This is a genomic window from Methanosarcina hadiensis, from assembly GCF_046529725.1.
Classification (GTDB): Archaea; Halobacteriota; Methanosarcinia; order Methanosarcinales; family Methanosarcinaceae; genus Methanosarcina; species Methanosarcina hadiensis.
Map to the genome: position 1 here is coordinate 2,614,607 of NZ_CP136241.1, position 23,296 is coordinate 2,637,902.

A 23,296-nucleotide genomic window follows, 5' to 3' on the forward strand; every position below is an offset into this window, starting at 1 on the left:
TGTTTAAATAAATTTTATATATTCTATTTGATATCCTGTAGCGTCCTTTATAGATAGAGAACGCTATGCCCGGATTTGTCAAGGCCGGTGAACAATTCCTCATTTTAGCCTGATTAAAATTCCCCAATTTCCAATCCTTGAGAAAAGCTCGAGGATCCTAAATAATGTTGAAAATGGAGGAATGGCTATTGATACGAGATTTGTATTCACAAGGCTTTAGCATAAGTGAAATCTCCAGACAAACAGGTTTTGACAGGAAAACTGTGAGGAAGTATCTTCTGCTGAAAACCTTGCCTGAGCCCCAGAAACGTTCTGGAAGAAAGAGCAAGCTTGATCCTTTCAAACCTTACATTCTTGAAAAACTCAAAGAAGGTCCCTATACTGCTTCTCGCCTCTATCGGGAAATCAAAGAAATAGGTTTTGATGGAGGAAAAACCATAGTCAAGGACTTCGTACAAAAAGTCCGACCTGAGCAAGGAATTCCTGCTGTGCTTCGCTACGAAACAAAACCAGGTGTACAGGCTCAGGTTGACTGGGGAGAGTTAGGAACAGTTGAGGTTGATGGAAAGGTAAAGAAACTCTTTTGCTTTAACATGATTCTTGGATATTCAAGGATGAGATATGTTGAATTTACACTGAGCATAGACACTCCAACTCTTATTCAGTGTCATCGGAACGCTTTTGAGTACTTCGGAGGATTTACACAGGAAATTCTGTACGATAACATGAAACAGGTTGTTATCAAAAGAGCCTTAAAATCATCTGATTCTGAATGGAACTCACAGTTTGAGGATTTTTTCAAATGCTTTGGTTTTATTCCAAGGTTATGCAGGCCTTACAGGCCTCAGACAAAAGGCAAGATTGAAAATACGGTAGGGTATGTCAAGAGGGACTTCTTCCTTGGAAGACAATTTACCTCTCTCGAAGATCTGAACGGCCAAGTTAACAGGTGGTTAGAAAGAGTAAATTCAACTGTCCATGGAACAACCTATCAAATCCCTCTTGAACGCTTTAAGGAGGAGAACCTGAACCTTCTGGGTCAGGTTCCTCCTTACAAAGTTGTCCATAAGGAGACCAGAAAGGTCTCCAGAGACTGTTATATTTCGTTCCTTGGAAATAAGTATTCTGTTCCTTACAGGTTTGCAGGAAGAACTGCAGAGCTTCAGATCTTTGAAGGAAAATTCGAGGTCTATGTTGATTATGAGAAGATCTGTGAACATGAAATTCTTCCCGGAAACTGCAGAGTTTCAAGGAAAAAGGAACATTTCCAGGGTCTTCTGAGCGAGATTCTTAAAGAGAATTCAAAATGCAAGAAAGCTTCACAGATTCCGTTGAAATTCTCAGGTCCAGAAGTTGAAAAAAGGTCTCTTGATGTCTATGAAACGTTTAGTGAAGGTGGTTTTGAATGAACAACTTCACCTATGAGAGACTTCACAATAATCTGCAATACCTCAAACTGAATACAATCGAAGAGCTCCTTGATAACTGCCTTGAAATTGCTGCAAGGGACAGCAAGACAACAATGGAAGTCCTTGATTATCTGTTTGAACGGGAAAAGAAACACAAGGAAGCTGCTGCAATTGAGAGAAGGATGAAAAGTGCAGGTTTTCCTGTGAAAAAGACGCTTGAAGAATTCGATTTTGAGTTTCAGAAATCCATTGATAAAAAAGTAATGGAAGACCTTGCAACCTTGAGATTTGTTCATAATTCAGAGAATGTTGTTTTGCTTGGTCCTCCTGGCGTTGGAAAGTCTCATCTTGCAATTGCTCTTGGGATTGAAGCAGTAAAAGCAGGAATTTCGGTTTACTTTACGAATACAGGAAACCTTATTGAGAGGTTGAAAATAGCAAATAGAGAAGGAATTCTTGAAAAGAAGATCAGGGATTTGACGAAATATAAAGTGCTGATAATTGATGAAATAGGCTATCTCCCATTTGATGACGATGGAGCTCACTGCCTATTTCAGCTAATCTCCAGACGTTACGAAAAGAGTTCAACGATCCTGACATCAAACAAGTCATATGGAGAATGGGGGGAGATATTCCAGGATCAAGTAATAGCGGCTGCTGTGCTGGATCGCATACTCCATCATTCTACTACGATTAACATAAAAGGAGAGAGTTATAGGCTAAAGGAAAGGAAAAAACAGGGAATAAAAATGGGAAATATGTATCAGTGATTTTAGAGTAAGCTTTTAAAAAATTGAGTAAAATTTATATCAGCATATGAGGAAATTTATACCGGCTAATGTGAGGAAAAGTAAACCGGCCTTGACAGGATTTGTAGCAGCTGGTTTTGTGGTATCGGTTTCTGGCTGTTTATCCTTGGAAGAGGATAAAGAGAGGAAAATAAAACAAAGACAATGCACTTTCCAACTTGAGTTAAAAAAGATTAGAGTAAAAAGAAAAATAATTTAAGGAGTTTTTTAGATCATTTTTTTAATGAAATTTGCTTCACTTATCAAGTATTTAGCTTGACTCGAACTTATTATTTTATTCTGTTCCATAAAATCAACAAACACGATGAATCCTTCCAGCTGTTCGTTAGCTTTAAGGTCGTCTCCCATTTTAAGGTAGAAGAATACACAGTTGATTTGTGCATCTAGTGCCTGATTAATAATATCATCTACGCCAGATACATCCACAAAAGAGGATACAACAGAATATCGCGCATCTATCCATGCTTTGATGCCACCTTCCATATTATAGACAGTATATCCACCATTTGCAAGATATGTGCTTGCAGTAACGCTTCGGCTTCCAGTCAGGCAGTAGATGAGTACAGGTTTGTCTTTTGTGATTCCGCTGTTTTCTACTTCATTCAGGAACTCTTCCTCTGAAACAGGTGGTATTGTAGCACCTAGTTCCTTCTTTACAGGTATCAGTGTTGCTCCTTCGATATATGCCGCATCGAATTCGCCTTGAGTTCGTACATCCAGAATAAAGATTTCTCCCTTTTCGATCATCTTTTTAGCTTTACAGACACTCACATTCTTGTATCCGTCTTGGCTGGTATCTGCAGCAGACATTCCCGGTACAATTATGAGAAAAGCTAAAAGAAATGCAACAAAATACAATAAGCCTCTTCTATTCAATTACATCCCTCCGTATTCACCAATTTATCCCTACTTGAAACCATGAATTTTTATTTAATTTATTCAAACATTCTAATTATTATTAAATCCGCATCCAGAACTAGTACCCGAAAATGACAGTTATTTGCTTTATTTGAGATTTTTCGAATAATTATGTAAGCAAACATGCCTTATTGTGTAACATATTGGTACAAAAAAGCAAGAACCCAGAATCTGGACTCCAACAAGTATGTAATGTAATCACTTAGAATATATATCTTATTAGGAATAATTGATACAGAATATAATTATTTATTATATATAATCGAGTTTATCTTCGGTATCCAATAATTTTCTTAAAAGCGATACTCAGGCGAATTTTTTATCGCAAACTCTCCAATTTACTACCAGAGTTTACTATGAAATCCGCGACAAAAGTTAGGTTTCCGCTATCAAGTTTATATTTTAAACTATGACGAATAATGGCAGAGGGGAAAAATATAAGCTTCAGCAAGGTTGCCTATGAATACATTAACTCATTGATTGCAGACTACAATGAAAAAAAGGAAAAAGAAAAAGAGGAAAAAGGTAGGAGGAGAAATTCAATCCTCAGATTACATCTCAAACCTTGTCATTACTCCATGAAGCTCATCCGCAGGAAGCCTGTAGAACTGGACAAAAGAAGGGGAAAGTTTCTTTATAACTGAGAAAGCTTTCCATACAGGATTGCTTGTAAATATATCTTCCACTCCGTAAAAAATTGTTTTTTCAGTAATACCGTTGTCTTTTAGGATTTTTTCTACATCAATAATTTCCATATATCCCATTTTGATTTCAAACAGGTTCAATCCTTTTGCCATTTCTTTCTTGAACGAACTTTCGACTCCAAAAGGACTATCGGATTTGATAATTGAAATAAAAATATTATTCTCATAAATAATATTATTTTTAAACATTATATGGGAGATATATTGAGGAATTCTGGTTATATCCCGTGCAAAGAAAAGGGCTGTTCCGCTGATTTTATTTTGAGAAGCATATACGTGGTTATATTTTTCAAGGAAATTCTCAGTCTGCATACGTTTCATCAATTTATAGAGCCTCTCCTGTCCGGCAGTATATATCATAATGAGAGAAAAGATAAAGACTGCTATGATTACGGACCAGTAACCCCCGTGAGGTATCTTATAGGTATTCGAGAGAAGGAATACTATATCAACAAATGTGATAAACAGTGAGATGATAGCTTTTGAGACCTGCTTCCTGTGATAAAATATAGAGGTCATTAAGAGGCCCGTAATCGTCATGGTTCCGGTAACTGCCAGCCCATAGGCAGCGGCAAGCCTGCTTGATTCTTCAAAAATAAATATCATATATAAGACTGAGATCAGGAGCATCCAGTTTACCGTACTTATGTATATCTGTGATTTTAGCTCCCCGGAGGTATAATCTATTTTTAACATTGGCATTATCCGGGTTGTTATCCCCTGATAAACTATTGAAAACACGCCGCTGATCATAGCCTGAGAGGCAATAATTGTAGCTATGATGCTCAGGATAAGGAATGGGATGTATACCAGATTTGCCTGATGGTTTATCATTTCAAACAGAACATTTCTTGCATCAGGATTCCGAATAATAAATGCTCCCTGTCCTAGGTAATTAAAAACTAAAGCAAAAAATACGAGTCTCCAGGCTTTTAAAATTGGCTCTCTTCCCAGATGGCCCATATCGGCATATAATGCCTCTCCACCGGTACAGCAAAGAGTGACTTCGGATAATACAAAAAAACCTACAAGTCCGTTGTTTAATAGAAAATCAATAGCATAATACGGGTTTATAGCCTTTAATACGCCTGGAGTATAAAATATTGAGGAAATACCTGAGACTGCAAGAGCCAGAAACCAGATAACCATTATCGGTCCGAAAGCCCATGCGATTTTTTCTGACCCTCTATTCTGGACTGAAAAAAGAACTATAGCAATTAGACTGGCAATTAACATCAGAATACCCTGTCCCGTATTTTCAAATCCGGAAATGATCCGGATCCCTTCAACGGCACTCAGTATGCTGATTGCAGGAGTAATTACTCCGTCTCCGATAAGGAATGAAGTCCCTATATAAGCAAGTATCGTAACAAAAGAAACACTTCTGCCTGATTTCAGCAGAGGAAGGAGGATCTCTTTCAAAACAATTGTTCCTCCTTCACCTTTTTTACCCAGGCTCATTGCAAGCCAGGCATATTCCATAGTTACAAGTATAATTAATGTCCAGATGATTAAAGATAAAACTCCTATTACATGACTTTCCGTAGGTCTTGTAAGAAGAAAGATAACAGTTAAAGTATAAATCGGGCTTGTTCCGATATCTCCAAAAACGAGCCCCATAGAATTGACAATTCCCCTTAAATCGGACTTTGAAAGCATATATATCACCGTGTTTGTTCCAGGAATTTAACAAAAATATGATTCAGGATAAGAAGTTCCAAAAACTCCTGCTGCAACAAATCGTGAATTTACTCTGGCTTAAAAAGAGCAAAAAAGAATCAAATTTGCAGGATTTTTTTACTCGCAAGTTTCTATTTTTCATTTAAAATTCGTCTCTATTTTTAAGTCGTATCTATAATTCCGTGACTTTAAAGTAACACTGTTTATAATAATGTATTGTGCTGAAATTACTTATTCATATATAAAGATCTTGATCCATTATTCTGGAAAATCAAGATTTGCTAGCAGCAATCTGATTAATTTATTTTTTTGAATAGCCGATTTTAGTTCATCAGTTATTACGTATATTTCCTCTATTATGTTTTTACTTTCCTCTATGTTTTTACTTTCCTCTATGTTTTTACTTTCCTCTATGTTTTTACTTCCCACCTGGAAAGTAAATGAAGAACTTTTCGCCGAAGATGAGAAAAATCTTAAAGGCAGATAGACAAAAGAAGAATGGAACAAAAATATGTGCTGGAATGAAAAATGTGCGAGCCCAAAAACGGTGAGAAAATGAACAGGGAAATAGCAGGAGAAAAAAAGCACATAGAAGAGGAAGAGCCTGAGGAAATAGTAGATCAAAAAAGAAAACCAGGTGTCTATACTCACCAAAAAACGACCGAAGGCGTGAATATCCTTCTAGGAGACCCTGAAAAAGCCGTAATCAAACTCTCGATCCCTATTATAGTTGCAATGACCGTACAGACTATCTACAGCCTGACCGATACCTTCTGGGTTGCGGGCCTGGGTGCGGATGCCCTTGCTGCCGTAGGGTTTTCAGTCCCCTTTTTCATGATTCAGATGGCTCTGACCGGGGGAGTGGCAGTAGGAGGCGGTGCAGCAATTTCGAGGCGAATTGGCGCCAGAGATAAGGAAGGTGCGGATAATGTTGCAGTTCACATTTTTGTGATAATGCTTATCCTTGCAGTTGCCCTTACTGTTATCGGACTTTCTCTTTTAAGAGACCTTTTTGTTTACAGCGGTGCCGGAAGAACTGCAGACCTGGGAGTTGCCTATGCAAGGGTGAATTTCGCAGGCAGTTTTATTTTTTTCTTTACCAATGTTGCAAATTCCATCCTGAGAAGCGAAGGAGATTCAAAAAGAGCCATGCAAGCAATGATTCTGGGCTCGGTCCTGAACATATTACTTGACCCTATTTTTATATATCCTCTGGGATTTGGGGTCGCAGGAGCAGCTCTGGCAACAGTAATCTCCTATGCCAGCTCGGGACTGTTGATGCTCTACTGGTTTTTTATCAAGAAAAATACCTATGTGTCCTTCAGATTCAGCTCTTTCAAATTTGACAAAGCAATTGTCCGGGATATTTTCAGGGTAGGGATACCTTCTTCTTTTGAACAGTTTGCTCTGGCTTTAACAGCTCTTTCAATGAATTACATTATTGCAGCTATCAGCAGTACGGATGGAGTTGCAGTCTATGCTACAGCCTGGAGAGTAACAGGCATAGCAGTTTCTCCCTTAATAGGAATCTCAATATCCTTGGTATCTATAAGTGGGGCTGCCTTTGGGGAAAAAAACTTCAAAAAAGCTCAGGATGCCCTCATTTACGCGCTTAAAGTCGGCATTCTGGTAGAATCTGCAATTTCGCTCATCGTATATTTCTTTGCTCCGGAAATTGCCGCTGTTTTCACAGAAGCAGAAAATACCGCCCGTATAGCCCCTGAATTGACAGAACTCCTGAAAATTATGACAATTTTTTATCCAGCTGTAGCCTTCGGAATGCTTTCAGCCTCTCTTTTCCAGGGTGCGGGAAAAGGCACAAGTGCCCTCATTGCCACCCTTCTAAGGAGCCTGGTTTTGACCCTCTTCTGTTCCCTGCTCTTCGCCTACGGACTTGGCTGGGGACTTACTGGCATCTGGTGGGGGCTTGTTACAGGTACTGTAATAGGGTCATTGATTGCTTTTCTATGGGTGCAGATTTATTTGAGGTGTATGATAAAAGCGGGGAAATCAGGAGAAGCTGACTGCTAAAAATTAAAACTTGTAACCATTCCAGATAGATACTGCATCCGAAATCAAATTTTTCTTCATAAACCATGAGAATGAAACTTCAATACTGTTCCTTTTTCTTCTTTTTCCGTATTTATGTGTATATAGCTTTAATTAAGTTTTAGGCTCAGTGGCCCATTCCAGTTTAGAACTCAAGTTTTTAATGTTTAAGTTTTTAAGTTTAAGTTTTTAAGTTTAAGTTTTTAACATTAAATTTCGGTGTTTAGAATCCCCTGATTTTACTTTGAGATACTTTGAATATAAAAATAAATTCGATATTTGAGATAAGCTTTTTATTACAGTAAGCAGATAATTACTCAGTGAGCATAGCTAAAAAATTCATATTTAAAAATTTCATATTAAACGATAATAATTAAAAATAACAGTTAAAATTAAAACAAAATTATACACCCAAATTGAATAAATAAAGAGGAAAGAAAATGACAGTTTTGATTCAAAAAGGCTTAAACGAAATAATTATGCAGAAAACAGGGATAGATGAAGGTCAACTTAAAAAAATGGAGAAATTATTTGAGGGAAATTTAGGAGGTGCTATAGACCAGAATTTTTCAATGCCCATCAATAATGGTACCGGGACTTATAATTATTCAAAAACAAGCTGGGGAGTTACTATCGATGGCTATGTAATGATCACTGCACCGGAGAATGGCACCTGGCACCTGATCGCAAGAGACGGGGACAAAGTGGTTTTCGACAGAGAAGGGGTTACAAGAGGTCAACAGGCTTCTTTTTGCTACCATACCGGTTTTAAGCTAAACCTCACTGTGACTGCAATATGGAGCGAGAAAAAAGATACAACTCTCAATGGAATTATACACGCAAAATATTAACCAAAAAATAATTCCGGGAGCTCCATTTCCGAATCCCATTTTTTTACGGAAAAACGGTATGATTAAATTTTTCAAAGAAGACACTTTGAATGAACGACTAAAAAAACGAGAAATGATTTTTTTATTAAGATAATATCCTGCGAAGCAAATTACCTTTTTTACTATTACGGACGGGTTTGACTTTGATTTATTTCTTTAACCTCAGTTTCTTTTAATCCGGGTTTACAGGGTTTTAGTCTGGATTTATCTGGACGCACCATACAGCCTCTACATGGGTGCAGTTCAATTTCTGACCACAAAGTCTGGATATATCAGGGCACACTATATAGGTTTTAAACAAACAGGTTAAGCAAACAGGTTTTAATTACAAATTCAGCTGTAATACTTCATTCAGTATTATTTTTCAGAACTTCAGTTTCCAAAATCATATGCTTTTTTGGGTTTATTTTTATAATATACCCCTGGAGATTGAGCCATTTATTTTGAATATGAATCTCTTTTTCTGATGAGTCTGTAGAACCGAGTCCGGAAATGAGCTTTTGCTCAAATTCTTATGGGGTTTTTACTTAACATACCGGAATTTACGATAGTACAGGTTGGTGGAATATGAAGAACTTGAAAATTTGTATTCAGCTAATTTTATCAATTTCTCTGATCCTTCTATTCCTTAGCTCTTCGGCCTGCTCTCAGCAGGTAGATCAGGCAAGGGAACAGGACAGAGACAGAAATTGTACGGGGTCCCAGGTGCGGCCAGAGTTTTCAACTCAGAAGGATATTGTCGCTTTAAAGGTGCGAGAAGCTGCAGGCCTTGTGGAGGAAAAAGGAGAAGAAGCATTTCCAGAATTCAGGGAAAAAGATAGCAAATGGCTTTATGATGACTTCTATATCTTTGTATGGAATACTAATGGAACCAGGGTTGTTTATCCTCCGGATCCGAAAGGGGAAGGACAGAACGTAAGCAGTCTTACAGATTTCAACGGCAAACCAATAGGAAGGCTTTTCATTGAGACTGCCCTCAGCGAGAGCGGAGAGGGCTGGATACCCTACGAGTGGCCAAGAACCAATGAAACAGAGCCCTCCACTAAATACGGCTTCATAAAAAGAGCTGTTTTCGGGAAAGAAACATACCTTGTAGGTTCTGGCTTTTATGCGGAAGACTACCTTGTTGTAAGAGATACAGGAAATTGTGAATTCATCAATGCAACAGGTGTTTCCCTGTGTGAACTGATGCACCCGGAAAGAATGGAAATAGATCCCGAAGTAAATTACAGTATTGCATATGTAATCGTGGATCCGGGAGAAAAGAGTCTCCGGCACAGGCTTTCGAATTCTGAAACATATTACGTTCTTGAGGGGTCCGGAATGATCTACATTGATGATATACCCGTTTCTCTTCATAAAGGAAAGCTTGTACTTGTGCCTGCGAACGAAACTCAGTACTTAGAAAATACGGGCAGCTCTTCCCTCCTCCTGCTTGCCATAGACCAGCCAGCCTGGCAGGCTGAAAATGAAGAAATTATAGAGTGAGAAAAGATAAAATGAATAAGTGGATTGGACAGGATAAAATCCTCCCATATCATTTTTCATACATTTTTGACCGTTCTTAACCCTTTATAGATTCCCAACCGGATGGGATAGACAGATAATGATTCAATACGGGAAAAAAGCGGAAATTTTCTGATTATATCGAAATGCCAGAACTCGCCTGCCCTTCATTCTCAAACAATAAATATAAATAAAACCTGCCCAGTTTTAGTTTGGAATCTAACAATAAGAAAAGAATACAGTAAGATTAAAGACAGTCCGATTCGGGTGATAAAAGAAATCGGCCCCGGTCAAACCCCTAAAATCAGAGAAGTTCTCAAACCCGGCAGATTAAAGACACCTCGCAAAAATGGATCTGCTGGATTATAGAACCTTTCAAAAAGATTTCTGGCAGCTGTTTCCTGGCTGTATCATCCGGAGCAGGACTGTAAAAAGTTCCTCATTGTGATACCTGATGAAAGAAGAGAGAATAAGAGAAACGGTGAAACTTCAGTTTGAGATGATTCATCTTTTTCATAAAAACTTTGCCAAAGCTTTTCATAAGACAGGCAGTGATTCATATAGCCTGAACAAAAATCAGAACAAGGCAATTATGATTATAGGTGAAGCAGGTGAGATAATGCCTACGACTCTGGGAAAATGCCTGGACCTTCAGAAAGGAAGCCTGACAAGTATGATTGATGCGCTGGAAAGAGAAGGGCTGGTATACAGAAGGGGAGACCCCGGAGACCGGAGAAAGATCCTGGTTTCGCTTACCGAAGAAGGAAAGAATTACAGGGACTGGATAAAGGAAAAGCTTGAAGAAAACTGTTCAGAAGTCCTGAGCAGGCTTGTCGAAGAGGATGTAGCAGCTTATCAGGAAAGCCTGAAGACAATGCTGGATACACTGAAAAAGCTGGACGGAAGTACCTGAAAAGGAAGAACGGCCGCCTGAAAAGAGATTTTGAGGTCTGCAATGAAAACGGAGCTAACAGGCAAACTCCAGAAACTGGGGTTTACCGAAAATGAGGCTAAAATCTACGTAGGACTCCTCAGCCTGGGCGAGGCGACGGCAAGGGAGATCCATGAATATACTCACGTTCCGAGACCAAAGATTTATTCTACTCTGGAGAGAATGTCAAAAAAGAAATATATAGAAATCATAGGAGGAACTCCAGCATATTTCAAGAGTGTTAATCCGGAACAGTTAACCGAAATGTTGAGAAACGAATTTCTTTTTTCCCTGAATGAAACATTGAAGGAACTTAATTCTGCGGGTTACGGGATAAAAAATAGATGCTTTTAATTCCAGGTATCTCTCCCCTGAGCCTCAGAAGAGACAGGTGAGGAAAAAAGGGAAGAAAACATGCCGAAAGGAAGGCAGTTAAATGGAACCAGAAAAAACCGCAGACTCAAACCCTTTTAAACCTGAAGAAAGTGCTGAAACAAAAGGCGTAAGGATCCTGGAAGGAGATCCAGAAAAAGCAATTATCAAACTCGCAGTCCCTATGATTGTTGCAATGTCAGTCCAGACCCTTTACCAGCTCGTAGACACATTCTGGGTCTCCGGTCTTGGGGCGGACGCACTTGCTGCAATGGGTTTCGTATTTCCTTTTTATTTTATAAGTATGGCTCTATCCAATGGTCTGGGTATAGGCGGGGGAGCAGCCATCTCCAGAAAAATCGGAGCAAGGGATAAAACAGGAGCAGACAACGTAGCCGTGCATACAATTATAATGATGATTCTGCTCGTCCTTATATTTACCATACCATTCTATGTTTTTGCCCCTCAGATCTTCTCTCTTGCAGGAGCAGGGAAAACAACAGCCCTCGCTGTATCTTATGCGAGGGTAATATTTCTGGGAAGCATAGTTATATTTTTCACTAACGTAGCTAACTCTATCCTCAGAGCCGAAGGGGATTCAAAAAGGGCAATGAACGCAGTGGTTCTGGGTGCAGTCCTGAATATAGTACTTGACCCTATTTTCATATACACCTTTGAAATGGGAATTGCAGGCGCTGCCTGGGCAACCCTCCTGTCTCTTGCTGTTTCTTCGTTAGTGATGTTTAACTGGCTCTTTTTCAAAAAGGATACTTTTGTTTCCTTTGAATTTAAAGACTTCAGCTTTGAGAAAGATATAGTAAATGATATCTTCAGGGTAGCAGTCCCGGCTTCCGCCCAGCAGCTTTCAATGTCATTATCCATGCTTATACTCAACCTGATTATTGTAAACGTGGGCAGTACCGATGGGGTTGCGGTCTATTCTACTGGGTGGAGGGTTGCAACTATTGCAATTGCCCCGCTTGTAGGAATCGCAACTGCAGTAGTTTCAGTCTCAGGAGCCGCCTTTGGGGCTAAAGATTTCGAAAAAGCAAAAATAGCCCATACATATGCGGTTAAACTTGGACTCCTCATTGAAGGGGTTGTCGCTGTATCCACTTTTATATTCGCCCCGCAGATTGCAGCCGTTTTCACGCAGACAGAAGAAGCCGCTCATATAGCTCCGGACCTTATCCATTTCCTGCGTGTAGTTTGCATCTTCTATCCTTCAGTTTCATTCGGAATGCTTTCATCGTCCCTCTTCCAGGGCGCGGGAAAAGGCCTGAGCGCACTCATTGCAAATTTCATGAGAACCATGGTGTTTATCCCGCTCTTTGCAGCTTTCTTTGCCTTCAACCTGGATATGGGCCAGGTAGGCGCCTGGTGGGGGATAGTAGCGGGCAATGCTATTGGAGCCGGACTGGTCTTCATCTGGGCAAGGCTTTACCTCAGTGCGATTTCAAAAACAGGTTCCCTGCATAAACCTCTAGAGCAGGGAATTTAATTTTTTTCTATAAATTCCATACAGGATACTCTGGAGAACTGCTTCAGAGAGTGTTCTTTGAGGAGAATTAAAACTTTAGGACAAATATTTATATAGTATAACTAGGAAATAAGTTACTGTTCTCCGATTACACCTAAAAAAAGGAATCAAACCAATGGTGAGCCAGAATGAAAAAAGCTGTTCCGCAGAAGCCTCTGGAACCGGTCCTTCACGGTTTCCTTCTTACAGATCGCAGGTTTGTCCCATCCTCGAAATCGAAAGTCCTTAAACTCTTCGGGCTTTTCGATACAGGAAACATTAAACCGGAGAAGAACTGAGTGCAGGAATACTGCCTGCTGTGCCAGGGCTTAGAGTGATACTCTGAAGCGGACATATCTGAAGACAATTCTGATTTCCTCCACCGAAAAACGCTGAATCTTCTTTGACCGGACAGAAGGGAGATACTCATGAAATAAAAAACAGCCTGATAAAAAATCTCTTGAAAAACACACCTCCAAAAACGACATAAAAACGGCGAATAGACCAGCAAAAACATATTTAAACATATTTCAGATAATCGGTCTTTCCAAAAATACCTTCAACCTGTTTTCAAAACGTATTTAAAAACGACTCCCAACAGACATCTAAGCCAGAACAGTTTGAAGAAAGAATATCAAGGCCAGCAACTCCACCCCTAAAGTAATTAAAAAACAAAAAAACGGCAGTATAAATACAATCCCTTCCAAAAAATGACAGTATAAATACAACCCCTTCCAAAAAACGGCAGTCCAACGGGAAGGAAAAAGGAGAGAACCGGAGATGTTACCAGTTCTCTCCAAAAAAATCTCTTTTTCCTTTTTTATCTTCCTTACTACTTCTTCCACTCTGTTGACTTAAGGTAATTACTTTACGGGGTCTAGCACATAAAACGTCACTGCGGTACTGAACCTTTCTTATCACGCTCACAATCCATTATAAGAATAAGATGATATTTCAAACATGTTTCCAGGATAATGAGAATTATTAATATGATAACTCTATTATTCAACATTTGAGAAAGAAATGGAATAAAAAGAGATACTGAAGGCAAAGGATTTGAATCACAGAGATAATATTTACTCAAAAAGGTTTTCAGGCAAAAAAATACGGCAGAAATTATAGAGTTAGAGGGAAACACTTGAAGCTGAATATTGAAACTTCGAGACGTGTAGAGCTTATAGATATCACCTCAGATGTGCAGGAAGAAGTAAGAATAAGCAGGGTACAGGAAGGCGTGTGCATAATCAGTACAAGGCATACGACTGCAGGAATAATAGTCAACGAAAATGAGAATGGGCTCAGGGAAGATATTCTTAACCTGCTGAACAGGCTCGTACCGCAAGGAGCAGATTACAGGCATGACAGGATAGACAATAATGCTGATTCACATCTCAAAGCCGTATTGATCGGGTCAAGCGAAGCCCTGCCAGTTGTACAGGGAAAACTGGAACTCGGAACCTGGCAGAGTATCTTTTTTGCAGAGATGGACGGACCCAGGCACAGGACAGTAGATTTGACAATCTTAAAGGTAGAATAAGGGCAGAAAAAAGAAAAATAAGAAAAGGAAAAAAAGTCCTTAAAGACTGTCTGAAGAGACTGCCTGAGAGGATCTTTCAGCCTTACTGAAATCGTCCAGACGTGTTTGCTTTTTTCTGCATTTTTCGCCCGGGATCTCTACAGGATACTCGCCTGTGAGGCAACCAATGCACATGTCGTTCTTATCGCACTCAAGAGCGCGCATGAGACCGTCAATGCTGAGATATCCCAGAGAATCAGCGCTTATGAGCCCTTCAACCTCTTTTATGGTCTTGTACGAGGCGATTAGCTCCTGCCTGGTTGCCATATCGATTCCAAGATAGCAGGGGGCAATAATTGCCGGACTTCCGACTCTTGCATGGACCTCCGAAGCTCCCGACTTCCTGACCATATCTATAATACGCCTGGAAGTTGTGCCACGGACAATACTGTCGTCGACCAGGACTACCCTTTTATCTTTGACGTTGTCCTTAATGGCATTCATTTTAAGCCTTACTGCAGTTTCACGCAGGTCCTGACCGGGAAGAATGAAGGTACGACCGATATAACGGTTTTTCATAAGCCCTTCCAGGTACATGGTACCGGATTCCCTTGCATAGCCTATTGCAGAAGTAATTCCGGAGTCAGGCACAGGAGAAACGATATCCGCATCCACAGGGTGCTCGCGGGCAAGTTCCTTCCCTATCCTTTCCCTTACTGCGTAGACCAGCTTACCGTCTATGACAGAGTCGGGCCTTGCAAAGTAAATGAACTCAAAAACGCAGTGTGCAGGGTGTGGTTCGTTTGTAAGCTGGTGGCTTTCAAAACCTGAGCCAGTGAAGACAATAACCTCTCCAGGCTTGACGTCCCTGACAAGCGTGCCGTTCAGGGTGTCGATAGCCACACTTTCGGAAAAGACTCCATATCCGCCGTCAACTTCTCCAAAACAGAGGGGCTTGAAGCCAAAAGGATCTCTGACAGCGTAAATAACTCCATTAATAAAAATGACAAGGGAGTAAGAGCCAACAAGCTTGCGCATTACATTTCTGATAGATTCGATAGGTTCATGTTTTATCAGTTCTTTCACAAGCAAGTGACCTATAACTTCGGTATCGGAATCGCTTATAAAAATCCTGCCTTCATTTTCAAGCTCGTCCTTAAGTTCTCTGGCATTTACAAGATTCCCGTTATGGGCAATGGCAACTGTTCCGCCTTTAAAGTTTAAAATAAAAGGCTGGCAGTTTTCAATCTTTGAACCGCCGGTAGTAGAGTAACGGACATGCCCGACTCCTGCATTACCTATCAGGCGACCAAGAGAATCCTTATTGTATACATCAGGTACAAGTCCCATTCCTTTGATAGAAAGTGGATTTGTGCCATTATGCACCATTATGCCTGTTGATTCCTGTCCTCTGTGCTGGAGGGCATAAAGGGCATAGTAAAGCTTGAATGCGACAGCATTTGACTTTGGCCTGTCGCCAGGGAGGATAATTCCTGCAACCCCGCATTCTTCTTTCAATTTTGACCTCCGGTGCAGGTAAAAAGTAGAGAAAATTGAGCAGGCAGGTTTAATACTTGCACTTTGCCTGCCACTTGTAAGATCTCATGCGGGATGTTTTTCCGAATCCGCATGATGTACACTGTTTTGTATGCACGTTTAAAGAAACGCTGCCGCAGCGCCTGCATTTGACGTGGGTGCGCTTCTGTCTTTTTCCCATTGATGCCGTACCTTTGCTCATTCCTAAATCTCCTGATAAAAATCAATCTAGCATGTAAACATTCGATAATCCGAAGCGATTTCGTTTTTCTGAATCCATCTCAGTCATACAGGTTTTACTGCTCATACCGAGGGTAACGATAATAGATGAAGTGCTTGATATAGATTACGGAGATACGTATACGACGTTGTCACCGCGAATAACGACACTGCTGAATTTACTTACGACTTCTCCTTCTCTTAATTCTTCAGCATTGTCAAGCACGAGATTCATGTGAATATCGTATCCTTTCAGCTCGCCCCTAAACTCACGTGCGCCTTTCAATCTAACGATTACAGGTGTGTCCAGTGCGTTGTTCAAAATATCCAGAGGTCGGTTTGCCATCCTTACAATCCCCTTAAAACATTATAAATCAAGTCATTATCTATATCAATATAAATAGTTAATCCAGACTTAAACTGATCGCCGCGCTTAAGAATTTGATTATTTGCATCAAACTCGTAGATACAATATATAAATGTATCGAAGAAATGCCTCCGTTTTACTCTTCAGTATATAAACGAACACAAAATATAAGAAAAATACCCCTCTGGAAAAGTAAATATTATTGAAAATTTTTATCATGGCTTTCGAAAGTGCTTCCAAAAATATCAGAAAAAACCCTTTAAAGTAATTATGTGAAAATTACTGCCGATAAACATAATAAAAAAACTCATAAGCTGAACTCATTCCCTTAAGGTAAAAGAGAGGCTCTGAAAAAAGTCTGTATATGCATTTATTGAACTATATGCATTTATTGAACCACAAAAGAATGAAAACCAAAAAGAGGATAAAAAGAGGATATAATGACAGAAAAAACCCCGGTGCTTAAAACCCCTATTGTAATGACTATTGCAGGTTCGGATTCAGGAGGAGGGGCAGGAATTGCCGCTGACCTGAAGACATTTGCAGCATTTGGAGTCCATGGAACCTGCGCCATTACTTCCGTTACTGCTCAGAACACTACAGGGGTTCTCAAAACATTTGACCTTGCCCCTGAAGCTGTTGCAAGCCAGATAGAAGCCATTTGCACGGATATGGATGTTACATGGGCAAAGAGCGGAATGCTTGCCTCTTCAGAGATAGTGAAAGAGGTCGCAAAGCAGGTAAAAAAACACAGGCTTTCCCTTGTCCTTGACCCTGTTATGGCTGCCGAAGCCGGTGGCGACCTCCTGAGAAAAGAAGCCCTTTCAGTCCTTATTGAAGAACTGTTACCACTCTGTAAAGTTACAACCCCAAATGCCTCTGAGGCAGGAGCACTTGCAGGAATCCCGGTCAAAACCCATGAAGATGCAAAAATTGCGGCAAGAAAAATTGCAGACCTTGGGGTTGAAACCGTTATTGTTACTGGAGGGCATCTCGATGCAACCGACCTCCTCTACGAATCAGGTTCCGGTACATTTACCCCCATTCCGGGTACTTTTGTCAAAGGAGGGACGCATGGTTCTGGCTGCACCTACTCTGCATCAATAGCTGCCTGTCTTGCCTGGGGTGACAGCCTGGAAAACGCTGCTAAAAAAGCAAAGGCATTTGTTGAGCAGGCAATAATGAGAAGCGTGCCAGTGGGAAAAGGGGTCGGACCTGTAAATCCTCTGGGAAAAGCCATCGAAGAAAAAGACCGGTATCTAGCTCTTCAGGACGTAAAAGAAGCTGTTTCAATCCTGGAAGAAAGCCCTGATTTTGCAAAGCTTATCCCTGAGGTTGGCTGTAACATTGGAACTGCAATTCCAGGCGCCAGGACTTATGAGGATATAGCGGCTGTAGAAGGGAGGATAGTCAGGCACAGAGAAAAGGCATATCCTGTCGGATGTGTAAATTTTGGTGCCAGCAGGCATGTAGCAGGAACTGTTCTTGCAGCGTTTCGTGAGAAGCCTGAGGTTAAAGCTGCCATGAATGTAAAATATTCGGAAGAAATCCTTGAAGCCTGCAAAGAAATGGGGCTTGATATCTCCTCCTTTGACAGAACCGGAGAGCCTGAAGGCGTCAACATTACGGACCGGGGGACCTCTGGGGCAATCAAGACGTACGGAAGAATGCCTGAAGTAATTTATGACAGAGGAGGAGCAGGAAAAGAACCTGTGATCAGACTTCTGGGCAAAGAAGCTACAGAAGTAGCAAGAACTGCAGTGGAACTCGCCAGAAGAGTGAAACAAAAGCCATAAGAAAATTTTGTAATTCCATTCCTCTTTTTCCTTTTTTATTTTTAATTCAGATATTTATTTTATTTTTTCTTTTATCTCCTAACTTTTAGATCCAGGGATTCTTTTAGTTCTTTAGCAGCTTTTTAAATCCCTTAAAGTATAATGGTGGGCTTTATAGATCATAGATGATAAACAGATAACGCTTAAATACATCAAAGTTCGATTTTGTACAGAACGATGTAAGGAGATTCTCATGGAGCAGACAAAAATTATCCTTGATGAAAATGAGATGCCGAAGAAATGGTACAATATACTCGCCGATCTTCCATCTCCAATAGACCCGCCTCTGGACCCAAGAACCTGGCAGCCTATAAACCCTGAGGCTCTCGAGCCTATTTTTGCAAAGGAACTGATCAGGCAGGAGATGAGCAGTGAAAGGTATATTGATATTCCCGAGGAAATACTCGATGTTTACAGGTTATGGAGGCCAAGCCCTCTTTTCAGAGCTCACCAGCTGGAAAAGGTCCTCAAAACCCCTGCAAAGATATATTACAAATACGAAGGGGTGAGCCCTGCAGGCAGCCATAAGACAAATACCTCAATTGCCCAGGCCTATTACAATATGAAAGAAGGCACGGAAAGACTCACAACCGAAACAGGAGCAGGGCAGTGGGGAAGTGCACTTTCTCTTGCCTGCAACTACTTTGAACTCGACTGCAAGGTCTATATGGTCCGTTCAAGTTATTACCAGAAACCTTACAGGAAATCCCTTATGACCCTCTGGGGAGGAAATGTTGTGCCTTCCCCGAGCTCTGATACGGCGTTCGGAAGAAAAATCCTTCAGGAACAGCCTGACACTCCCGGAAGCCTCGGAATTGCAATCAGTGAGGCTGTAGAGGACGCAATTGCCCACGAAAATACAAAATACACTCTTGGAAGCGTGCTAAACCATGTTGTGCTCCATCAGACCGTAATAGGGGCTGAATGTAAGAAGCAGCTCGAGCAGGTGGAAGAGTATCCTGATGTTGTTATAGGGTGCTGCGGAGGAGGAAGCAACCTTGGGGGAATAGGGCTTGAATTCATTAAAGACAGGCTCGAAGGAAAACACAATGCAAGAGTAGTCGCAGTCGAACCCTCAGCCTGCCCTACCCTGACAAGAGGGGAATACAGGTATGATTTCGGAGACACTGCAGAGATGACGCCTCTTCTTAAGATGTACACCCTCGGGCATGATCATGTACCCCCTGCCATTCATGCAGGAGGACTCCGCTACCACGGCGACTCTCCGATTATAAGCAAGCTCTGTGCCGAAGGGCTTATGGAAGCTGTTTCATATGACCAGAAAGAGGTCTTTGATACAGCTGTCCAGTTTGCCAGGACGGAAGGAATAGTGCCTGCACCTGAATCTGCACATGCCATCCGCTGCGCAATTGACGAAGCACTTGCAGCCAGACAGACAGGGGAAGAAAAAGTTCTCCTGTTCAACCTTAGCGGACACGGACACTTTGATATGGCTTCCTATGACAAATATTTCAGTGGAGAGCTTGACTGAAGTAGGGAATAAAAATCTAAAAAACAGAAAATTTAAGGAATAAAAAGCATTTGTTAAACCACAGATACGAAAAAAGTAAGCCTGAATCAGAGGCTGTAATAATGGCTGAACTTCAGGCTAAACACTAACCGAAAAATATGAAAACAGGGATGCCTTCGGCATCTCTATATTTAAGCATCTAAAGAGAATTTCTCTTTATAATTCCAGAGGTTTTTTGTTCAGGATATGAATTATCATCTTCTGGTTGAGTTTGCTTTCTTTGCACATCTTCTCTGCAATTCTGTCATTGGGGACTCCTTCCAGTTTCATGTTTCTTATTTTGCTCATTACAGAGGAAGGGACAGTATAATATTCGTTTATATCTTTCCTGTGCCCCCAGACATCGCCTTCAAGAAGTTGAATTTTCTGCATTTCTAAAAACATTTGCATAGACCTTGAAATTGTCCGTTGATATGAGTTAGGAAGCTGAACTATTTCCAGCTTCGGACACGTTTCAACAAGCAGAAAAATATCTTTATTCGAAGGCCTGAACGCAAGGTGAATTATCTTTTCATTCGGGTTTAAAGAGAGAATTTCATCTCTCGAACTTACAACTCTTATTTTCATACTATTCCCCAGACCCAATTTAAGTTAAATACTGAATGAAGTTTATTATACTGCAATATTTAAATATTTTTCTGTGTTTTCAAGAAAATTTTATTCAGCCAAAAGAATTGCATTTGAAAAAAAGTATTGCATAAAAGCAAGTTTAAAAGAAGCTAAATGAAAAAACAGATTTTTCACATGAAAACTTAAGCATCTTTTTTATTTTTGAAGAATAAATATAATAATTTTGTTTTAAAAATGTTGTCTAAAAATGTTGTTTAAAAATGTTGTTAAAACAAACATTAAAAGAAACAAAACAGATGTTAAAAGAGATAAATGTTAAAAGAGATACCAGTTTATCCAGGGCGTGATCATAGCTTTCAAGTTAAGGAGACATAATAAAAGATTGAAGAGAACTGACCGAAGATAAGGACTTCATTCCTGAAATCTTTATTCTCGAACTCTTAATTCTAGGAATTTTAGTTCTTAAATTTTCTTCCTGAAATATTAATCCATGAAATATTAATCCGTGATATACTACTTAGACAATAAAAATAGAAATAGAAAAAACTTTTTAAGATCGGATCTTAAAAAGCTGACTGTTCCTTCGGAGAATTTCCTTCCTGGTTAGAAAAAAATCAGGTTTCCCGAAAGGAAATGAAAGAGCATAAATCTCTGCTTCAGGCGAGCTCGGCGCCTTTCCTGCTAAGGATGTACAGGATCATGTCCGAGTTCAGTTTGCTTTCCCTGGACAGCTTTTCGGCAATCATTTCGTTTGAGAACCGGTCAGCTTTTAATTCCTGGATTTTCTCTAAGACATTCTGAGAGACATTATAGTACTCATTAATGTCTTTCCGATGGCCCCATACATCCCCTTCCAGAAGATTTATTTTCTGCATTTCAAGGAACATTTCTATTGACTTTGAGACAGTCCTTCTGTAAGATTTAGGAAGCTGTATGGCTTCCATTTTAGGACATGTTTCAGCAAGCATGAATACATCCTTATTAGACGGCCTGAATGCAAGGTGAATAACCTTCTCATTCGGATTCAGGGTAGGAATTTCCTCCCGTGAACTAACGACTCTTATTTTCATATTTAATCCCCACTCCTTATTTAAGAATTAAATTTTTATTTAATTAAATATCAAATTTTGTTTACGCATTTACATTTTATATACATATCGATTAGCGTAAATATTATTTAGGAGGTCTGCTCCCGAAACGAGTCCTGATTGCGTCAGCATGTGCCTTCAGACCCTCTTCCTCAGCTAATGCGATTACAGTTTCTTTCAGACTTTCAAGCCCACTCTTACTGATTTTCTGGATACTCGAATATTTCAGGAAGTGATTTATGTTCAGCCCGGAGTAAATCTTTGCATATCCTGCTGTTGGGAGCACGTGGTTAGTACCTGAGGCATAGTCCCCTACAGGTACAGGAGCATAGTTTCCTATAAAAATCGATCCGGCACTTCTAATCCTATCAAGCACGGAATCAGAGTCTTCTACCATAATCTCAAGGTGCTCTGGCGCAAATTTATTGCTGAAGTCAATGCACTGGTCAAGAGAATCCATTATCAGAACTGCAGCATTTTCAAGAGAAATTTTTACAATTTCACTTCTTGCAGTATTTTCAGCCTGAATCAATACTTCTTCCTTTACAGCCTGTGCAAGAGTTTCCGAAGTAGTCACAAGCACAGAGACTGCATTCGGGTCATGTTCTGCCTGGGCAATAATATCCGAAGCAGCCATAGCGGCGTCTGCTGATTCGTCTGCTATTATAAGGACTTCACTCGGGCCTGCCGGAAAGTCAATCTCAGCAATGTCCCGTACCTGCATTTTTGCCGAAGTCACAAAAACGTTACCAGGACCAACAATTTTGTCAACCTTCGGGACAGATTCGGTTCCATAAGCCATTGCCCCTATTGCCTGAACGCCCCCGAGCTTGAAAACCTTATCCGCTCCTGCAACCTTTGCAGCAGCAAGCGTGAGAGGGTGCACAGAACCGTCAGCTCTCGGGGGGGTGCATACTATAACCTTTTCAACTCCCGCAACCCTGGCAGGAATTACTGTCATAAGCACGGTCGAAGGATAGGAAGCCCTTCCTCCTGGAGCATAAGCCCCTACGCTCTCCAGAGGAGTTGCCTTCTGCCCGAGGACAACTCCAGGCTGAAGTTCCATAAACCAGGTAGTCTCAGGCATCTGCGCCCTGTGGAAAGCCCGAATGTTTTCAGCTGCAATTTTAAGGTGTCCAAGCAGTTCAGGGCCGACTTCGGAAAGGGCTTTTTCAAACTCTTCTTCGCTTACTTCAAAACTATCAAGCTCGACTTTATCGAACTTCTTTGTGTATTCCCTGAGTGCTGCATTTCCTCTCGTGCGCACATCAGAAAGTACGGCGGAAACGGTTTCTCCAACATCTGCAAGCCCGGATCCCCGGGAAATTAACCTCTGCATTTCAGCTTCCGAAACATCAGACAACTTTTTGAATAACATTATAACCATCTCTGAGATTACCCGATAAAACTGGATACAAACTGATCCCTTAAATCTGGAACAAGTCTGGCATCAACTTAGAGTTTGATATGATCTGCTCTCATTAAATCCCTGATCTAATTTAATATTTTACCCTGACTCCAATAGAAAAGAATAGAAAAGTAAGAAATAATGTTTATACAGAAAAAGCTGATCTTAAAAATAAATATGTGTAAATATTACAACCTGCACAGCCATAATCGCTATACCTAACCATTATTGTTCTGCTCGACGAAGAAGAGTGGCCTTTTCCAGAAAGAAGAAAGACAAGAAGAAGTTAGTAAAGTAAGATAATGCAAGAACCTTTTGGAACTACAACAAAATCTGATGGATTATAGTTAGAAATGCTCATCCTGATTTGTTTTTAATAGCCCTCTATCACTTCAAGTCTCTCTTCTCTGTTCTTTCTCCTGACCATGAGAGTTTATCT

Annotated in this window: 22 protein-coding genes; 13 read left to right on the forward strand and 9 right to left on the reverse strand. The window is 40.4% G+C overall.

Going from position 1 to position 23,296, the window contains the following annotated elements; all coding sequences use genetic code 11:
• Positions 1 to 164: 164 nt before the first annotated feature.
• The 3 genes from istA to RSJ42_RS11065 are packed head-to-tail and all read left to right on the forward strand — an operon-like array spanning position 165 to position 2,417.
• Positions 165 to 1,409, forward strand: coding sequence for an IS21 family transposase (gene istA / locus RSJ42_RS11055; RefSeq protein ID WP_410507345.1), 1,245 nt, complete (start codon positions 165 to 167; stop codon positions 1,407 to 1,409).
• Positions 1,406 to 2,179: an IS21-like element helper ATPase IstB gene (istB, locus tag RSJ42_RS11060; RefSeq protein ID WP_410507346.1), complete on the forward strand. Its 774-nt coding sequence runs from the start codon at positions 1,406 to 1,408 to the stop codon at positions 2,177 to 2,179. The genes istA and istB overlap by 4 nt, the downstream gene beginning before the upstream one ends.
• A gap of 46 nt (positions 2,180 to 2,225) precedes the next feature.
• Entirely contained in the window at positions 2,226 to 2,417 is a 192-nt protein-coding gene (locus tag RSJ42_RS11065) for a hypothetical protein (protein WP_410507347.1), read from the forward strand.
• A gap of 8 nt (positions 2,418 to 2,425) precedes the next feature.
• On the opposite strand, the gene RSJ42_RS11070 is transcribed toward RSJ42_RS11065, so the two are convergent.
• The 3 genes from RSJ42_RS11070 to RSJ42_RS11080 all read right to left on the reverse strand — a co-directional run bounded on the left by RSJ42_RS11070 (position 2,426) and on the right by RSJ42_RS11080 (position 5,949).
• Complete coding sequence (locus RSJ42_RS11070; RefSeq protein WP_410507348.1) at positions 2,426 to 3,094, reverse strand: rhodanese-like domain-containing protein; 669 nt, start codon at positions 3,092 to 3,094, stop codon at positions 2,426 to 2,428.
• A gap of 593 nt (positions 3,095 to 3,687) precedes the next feature.
• The gene (locus RSJ42_RS11075) at positions 3,688 to 5,499 is read right to left on the reverse strand and encodes a KUP/HAK/KT family potassium transporter (RefSeq protein WP_410507349.1); all 1,812 of its coding nucleotides are present in this window, start codon (positions 5,497 to 5,499) and stop codon (positions 3,688 to 3,690) included.
• Positions 5,500 to 5,778: 279 nt separating this feature from the next.
• Complete coding sequence (locus tag RSJ42_RS11080; RefSeq protein ID WP_410507350.1) at positions 5,779 to 5,949, reverse strand: hypothetical protein; 171 nt, start codon at positions 5,947 to 5,949, stop codon at positions 5,779 to 5,781.
• A gap of 99 nt (positions 5,950 to 6,048) precedes the next feature.
• On the opposite strand from RSJ42_RS11080, the gene RSJ42_RS11085 reads away from it, so the two are divergent.
• The 8 genes from RSJ42_RS11085 to RSJ42_RS11120 all read left to right on the forward strand — a co-directional run bounded on the left by RSJ42_RS11085 (position 6,049) and on the right by RSJ42_RS11120 (position 14,324).
• Positions 6,049 to 7,551, forward strand: coding sequence for an MATE family efflux transporter (locus tag RSJ42_RS11085; RefSeq protein WP_410507351.1), 1,503 nt, complete (start codon positions 6,049 to 6,051; stop codon positions 7,549 to 7,551).
• Positions 7,552 to 8,009: 458 nt separating this feature from the next.
• A complete protein-coding gene (locus tag RSJ42_RS11090) occupies positions 8,010 to 8,420 on the forward strand; it encodes a hypothetical protein (RefSeq protein WP_410507352.1) in 411 nt (136 codons plus the stop codon).
• A 744-nt stretch (positions 8,421 to 9,164) separates the two neighbouring features.
• The gene (locus tag RSJ42_RS11095) at positions 9,165 to 9,947 is read left to right on the forward strand and encodes a cache domain-containing protein (protein ID WP_410507353.1); all 783 of its coding nucleotides are present in this window, start codon (positions 9,165 to 9,167) and stop codon (positions 9,945 to 9,947) included.
• A gap of 472 nt (positions 9,948 to 10,419) precedes the next feature.
• Complete coding sequence (locus tag RSJ42_RS11100) at positions 10,420 to 10,878, forward strand: MarR family winged helix-turn-helix transcriptional regulator (protein ID WP_410507354.1); 459 nt, start codon at positions 10,420 to 10,422, stop codon at positions 10,876 to 10,878.
• Positions 10,879 to 10,920: 42 nt separating this feature from the next.
• Complete coding sequence (locus RSJ42_RS11105) at positions 10,921 to 11,250, forward strand: TrmB family transcriptional regulator (protein ID WP_410507355.1); 330 nt, start codon at positions 10,921 to 10,923, stop codon at positions 11,248 to 11,250.
• An 82-nt stretch (positions 11,251 to 11,332) separates the two neighbouring features.
• The gene (locus tag RSJ42_RS11110) at positions 11,333 to 12,769 is read left to right on the forward strand and encodes an MATE family efflux transporter (RefSeq protein ID WP_410507356.1); all 1,437 of its coding nucleotides are present in this window, start codon (positions 11,333 to 11,335) and stop codon (positions 12,767 to 12,769) included.
• Between the two features lie 167 nt (positions 12,770 to 12,936).
• Positions 12,937 to 13,086 (forward strand): hypothetical protein, encoded by a 150-nt coding sequence (locus RSJ42_RS11115; RefSeq protein ID WP_410507357.1) that lies wholly within the window; start codon positions 12,937 to 12,939, stop codon positions 13,084 to 13,086.
• 839 nt (positions 13,087 to 13,925) lie between these two features.
• Positions 13,926 to 14,324 (forward strand): secondary thiamine-phosphate synthase enzyme YjbQ, encoded by a 399-nt coding sequence (locus tag RSJ42_RS11120; protein ID WP_410507358.1) that lies wholly within the window; start codon positions 13,926 to 13,928, stop codon positions 14,322 to 14,324.
• A gap of 39 nt (positions 14,325 to 14,363) precedes the next feature.
• Here the strand turns inward: RSJ42_RS11120 and purF are convergent, their stop codons facing one another.
• The 3 genes from purF to RSJ42_RS11135 all read right to left on the reverse strand — a co-directional run bounded on the left by purF (position 14,364) and on the right by RSJ42_RS11135 (position 16,404).
• Complete coding sequence (purF, locus tag RSJ42_RS11125) at positions 14,364 to 15,821, reverse strand: amidophosphoribosyltransferase (RefSeq protein ID WP_410507359.1); 1,458 nt, start codon at positions 15,819 to 15,821, stop codon at positions 14,364 to 14,366.
• A gap of 49 nt (positions 15,822 to 15,870) precedes the next feature.
• Positions 15,871 to 16,041 carry a 50S ribosomal protein L37e gene (locus RSJ42_RS11130; protein ID WP_082086781.1) on the reverse strand — a complete coding sequence of 57 codons (171 nt, stop codon included), beginning with the start codon at positions 16,039 to 16,041 and terminating at the stop codon, positions 15,871 to 15,873.
• Between the two features lie 144 nt (positions 16,042 to 16,185).
• On the reverse strand, positions 16,186 to 16,404 hold the full coding sequence (locus tag RSJ42_RS11135) for an LSm family protein (protein WP_011032293.1): 219 nt from the start codon (positions 16,402 to 16,404) through the stop codon (positions 16,186 to 16,188).
• A gap of 461 nt (positions 16,405 to 16,865) precedes the next feature.
• On the opposite strand from RSJ42_RS11135, the gene thiD reads away from it, so the two are divergent.
• Positions 16,866 to 18,221 carry a bifunctional hydroxymethylpyrimidine kinase/phosphomethylpyrimidine kinase gene (gene thiD / locus RSJ42_RS11140; protein WP_410507360.1) on the forward strand — a complete coding sequence of 452 codons (1,356 nt, stop codon included), beginning with the start codon at positions 16,866 to 16,868 and terminating at the stop codon, positions 18,219 to 18,221.
• A gap of 232 nt (positions 18,222 to 18,453) precedes the next feature.
• Positions 18,454 to 19,752 carry a TrpB-like pyridoxal phosphate-dependent enzyme gene (locus RSJ42_RS11145; protein WP_410507361.1) on the forward strand — a complete coding sequence of 433 codons (1,299 nt, stop codon included), beginning with the start codon at positions 18,454 to 18,456 and terminating at the stop codon, positions 19,750 to 19,752.
• A 195-nt stretch (positions 19,753 to 19,947) separates the two neighbouring features.
• Here RSJ42_RS11145 and RSJ42_RS11150 read toward each other — a convergent pair whose 3' ends face one another.
• The 3 genes from RSJ42_RS11150 to hisD form a co-directional block, all read right to left on the reverse strand.
• Positions 19,948 to 20,358, reverse strand: a complete 411-nt coding sequence (locus tag RSJ42_RS11150) for a DUF1699 family protein (protein ID WP_410507362.1) — start codon at positions 20,356 to 20,358, stop codon at positions 19,948 to 19,950.
• 659 nt (positions 20,359 to 21,017) lie between these two features.
• Positions 21,018 to 21,431: a DUF1699 family protein gene (locus RSJ42_RS11155; protein ID WP_410507363.1), complete on the reverse strand. Its 414-nt coding sequence runs from the start codon at positions 21,429 to 21,431 to the stop codon at positions 21,018 to 21,020.
• Positions 21,432 to 21,534: 103 nt separating this feature from the next.
• A complete protein-coding gene (hisD, locus tag RSJ42_RS11160) occupies positions 21,535 to 22,836 on the reverse strand; it encodes a histidinol dehydrogenase (protein ID WP_410507364.1) in 1,302 nt (433 codons plus the stop codon).
• Between the last annotated feature and the right edge of the window lie 460 nt (positions 22,837 to 23,296).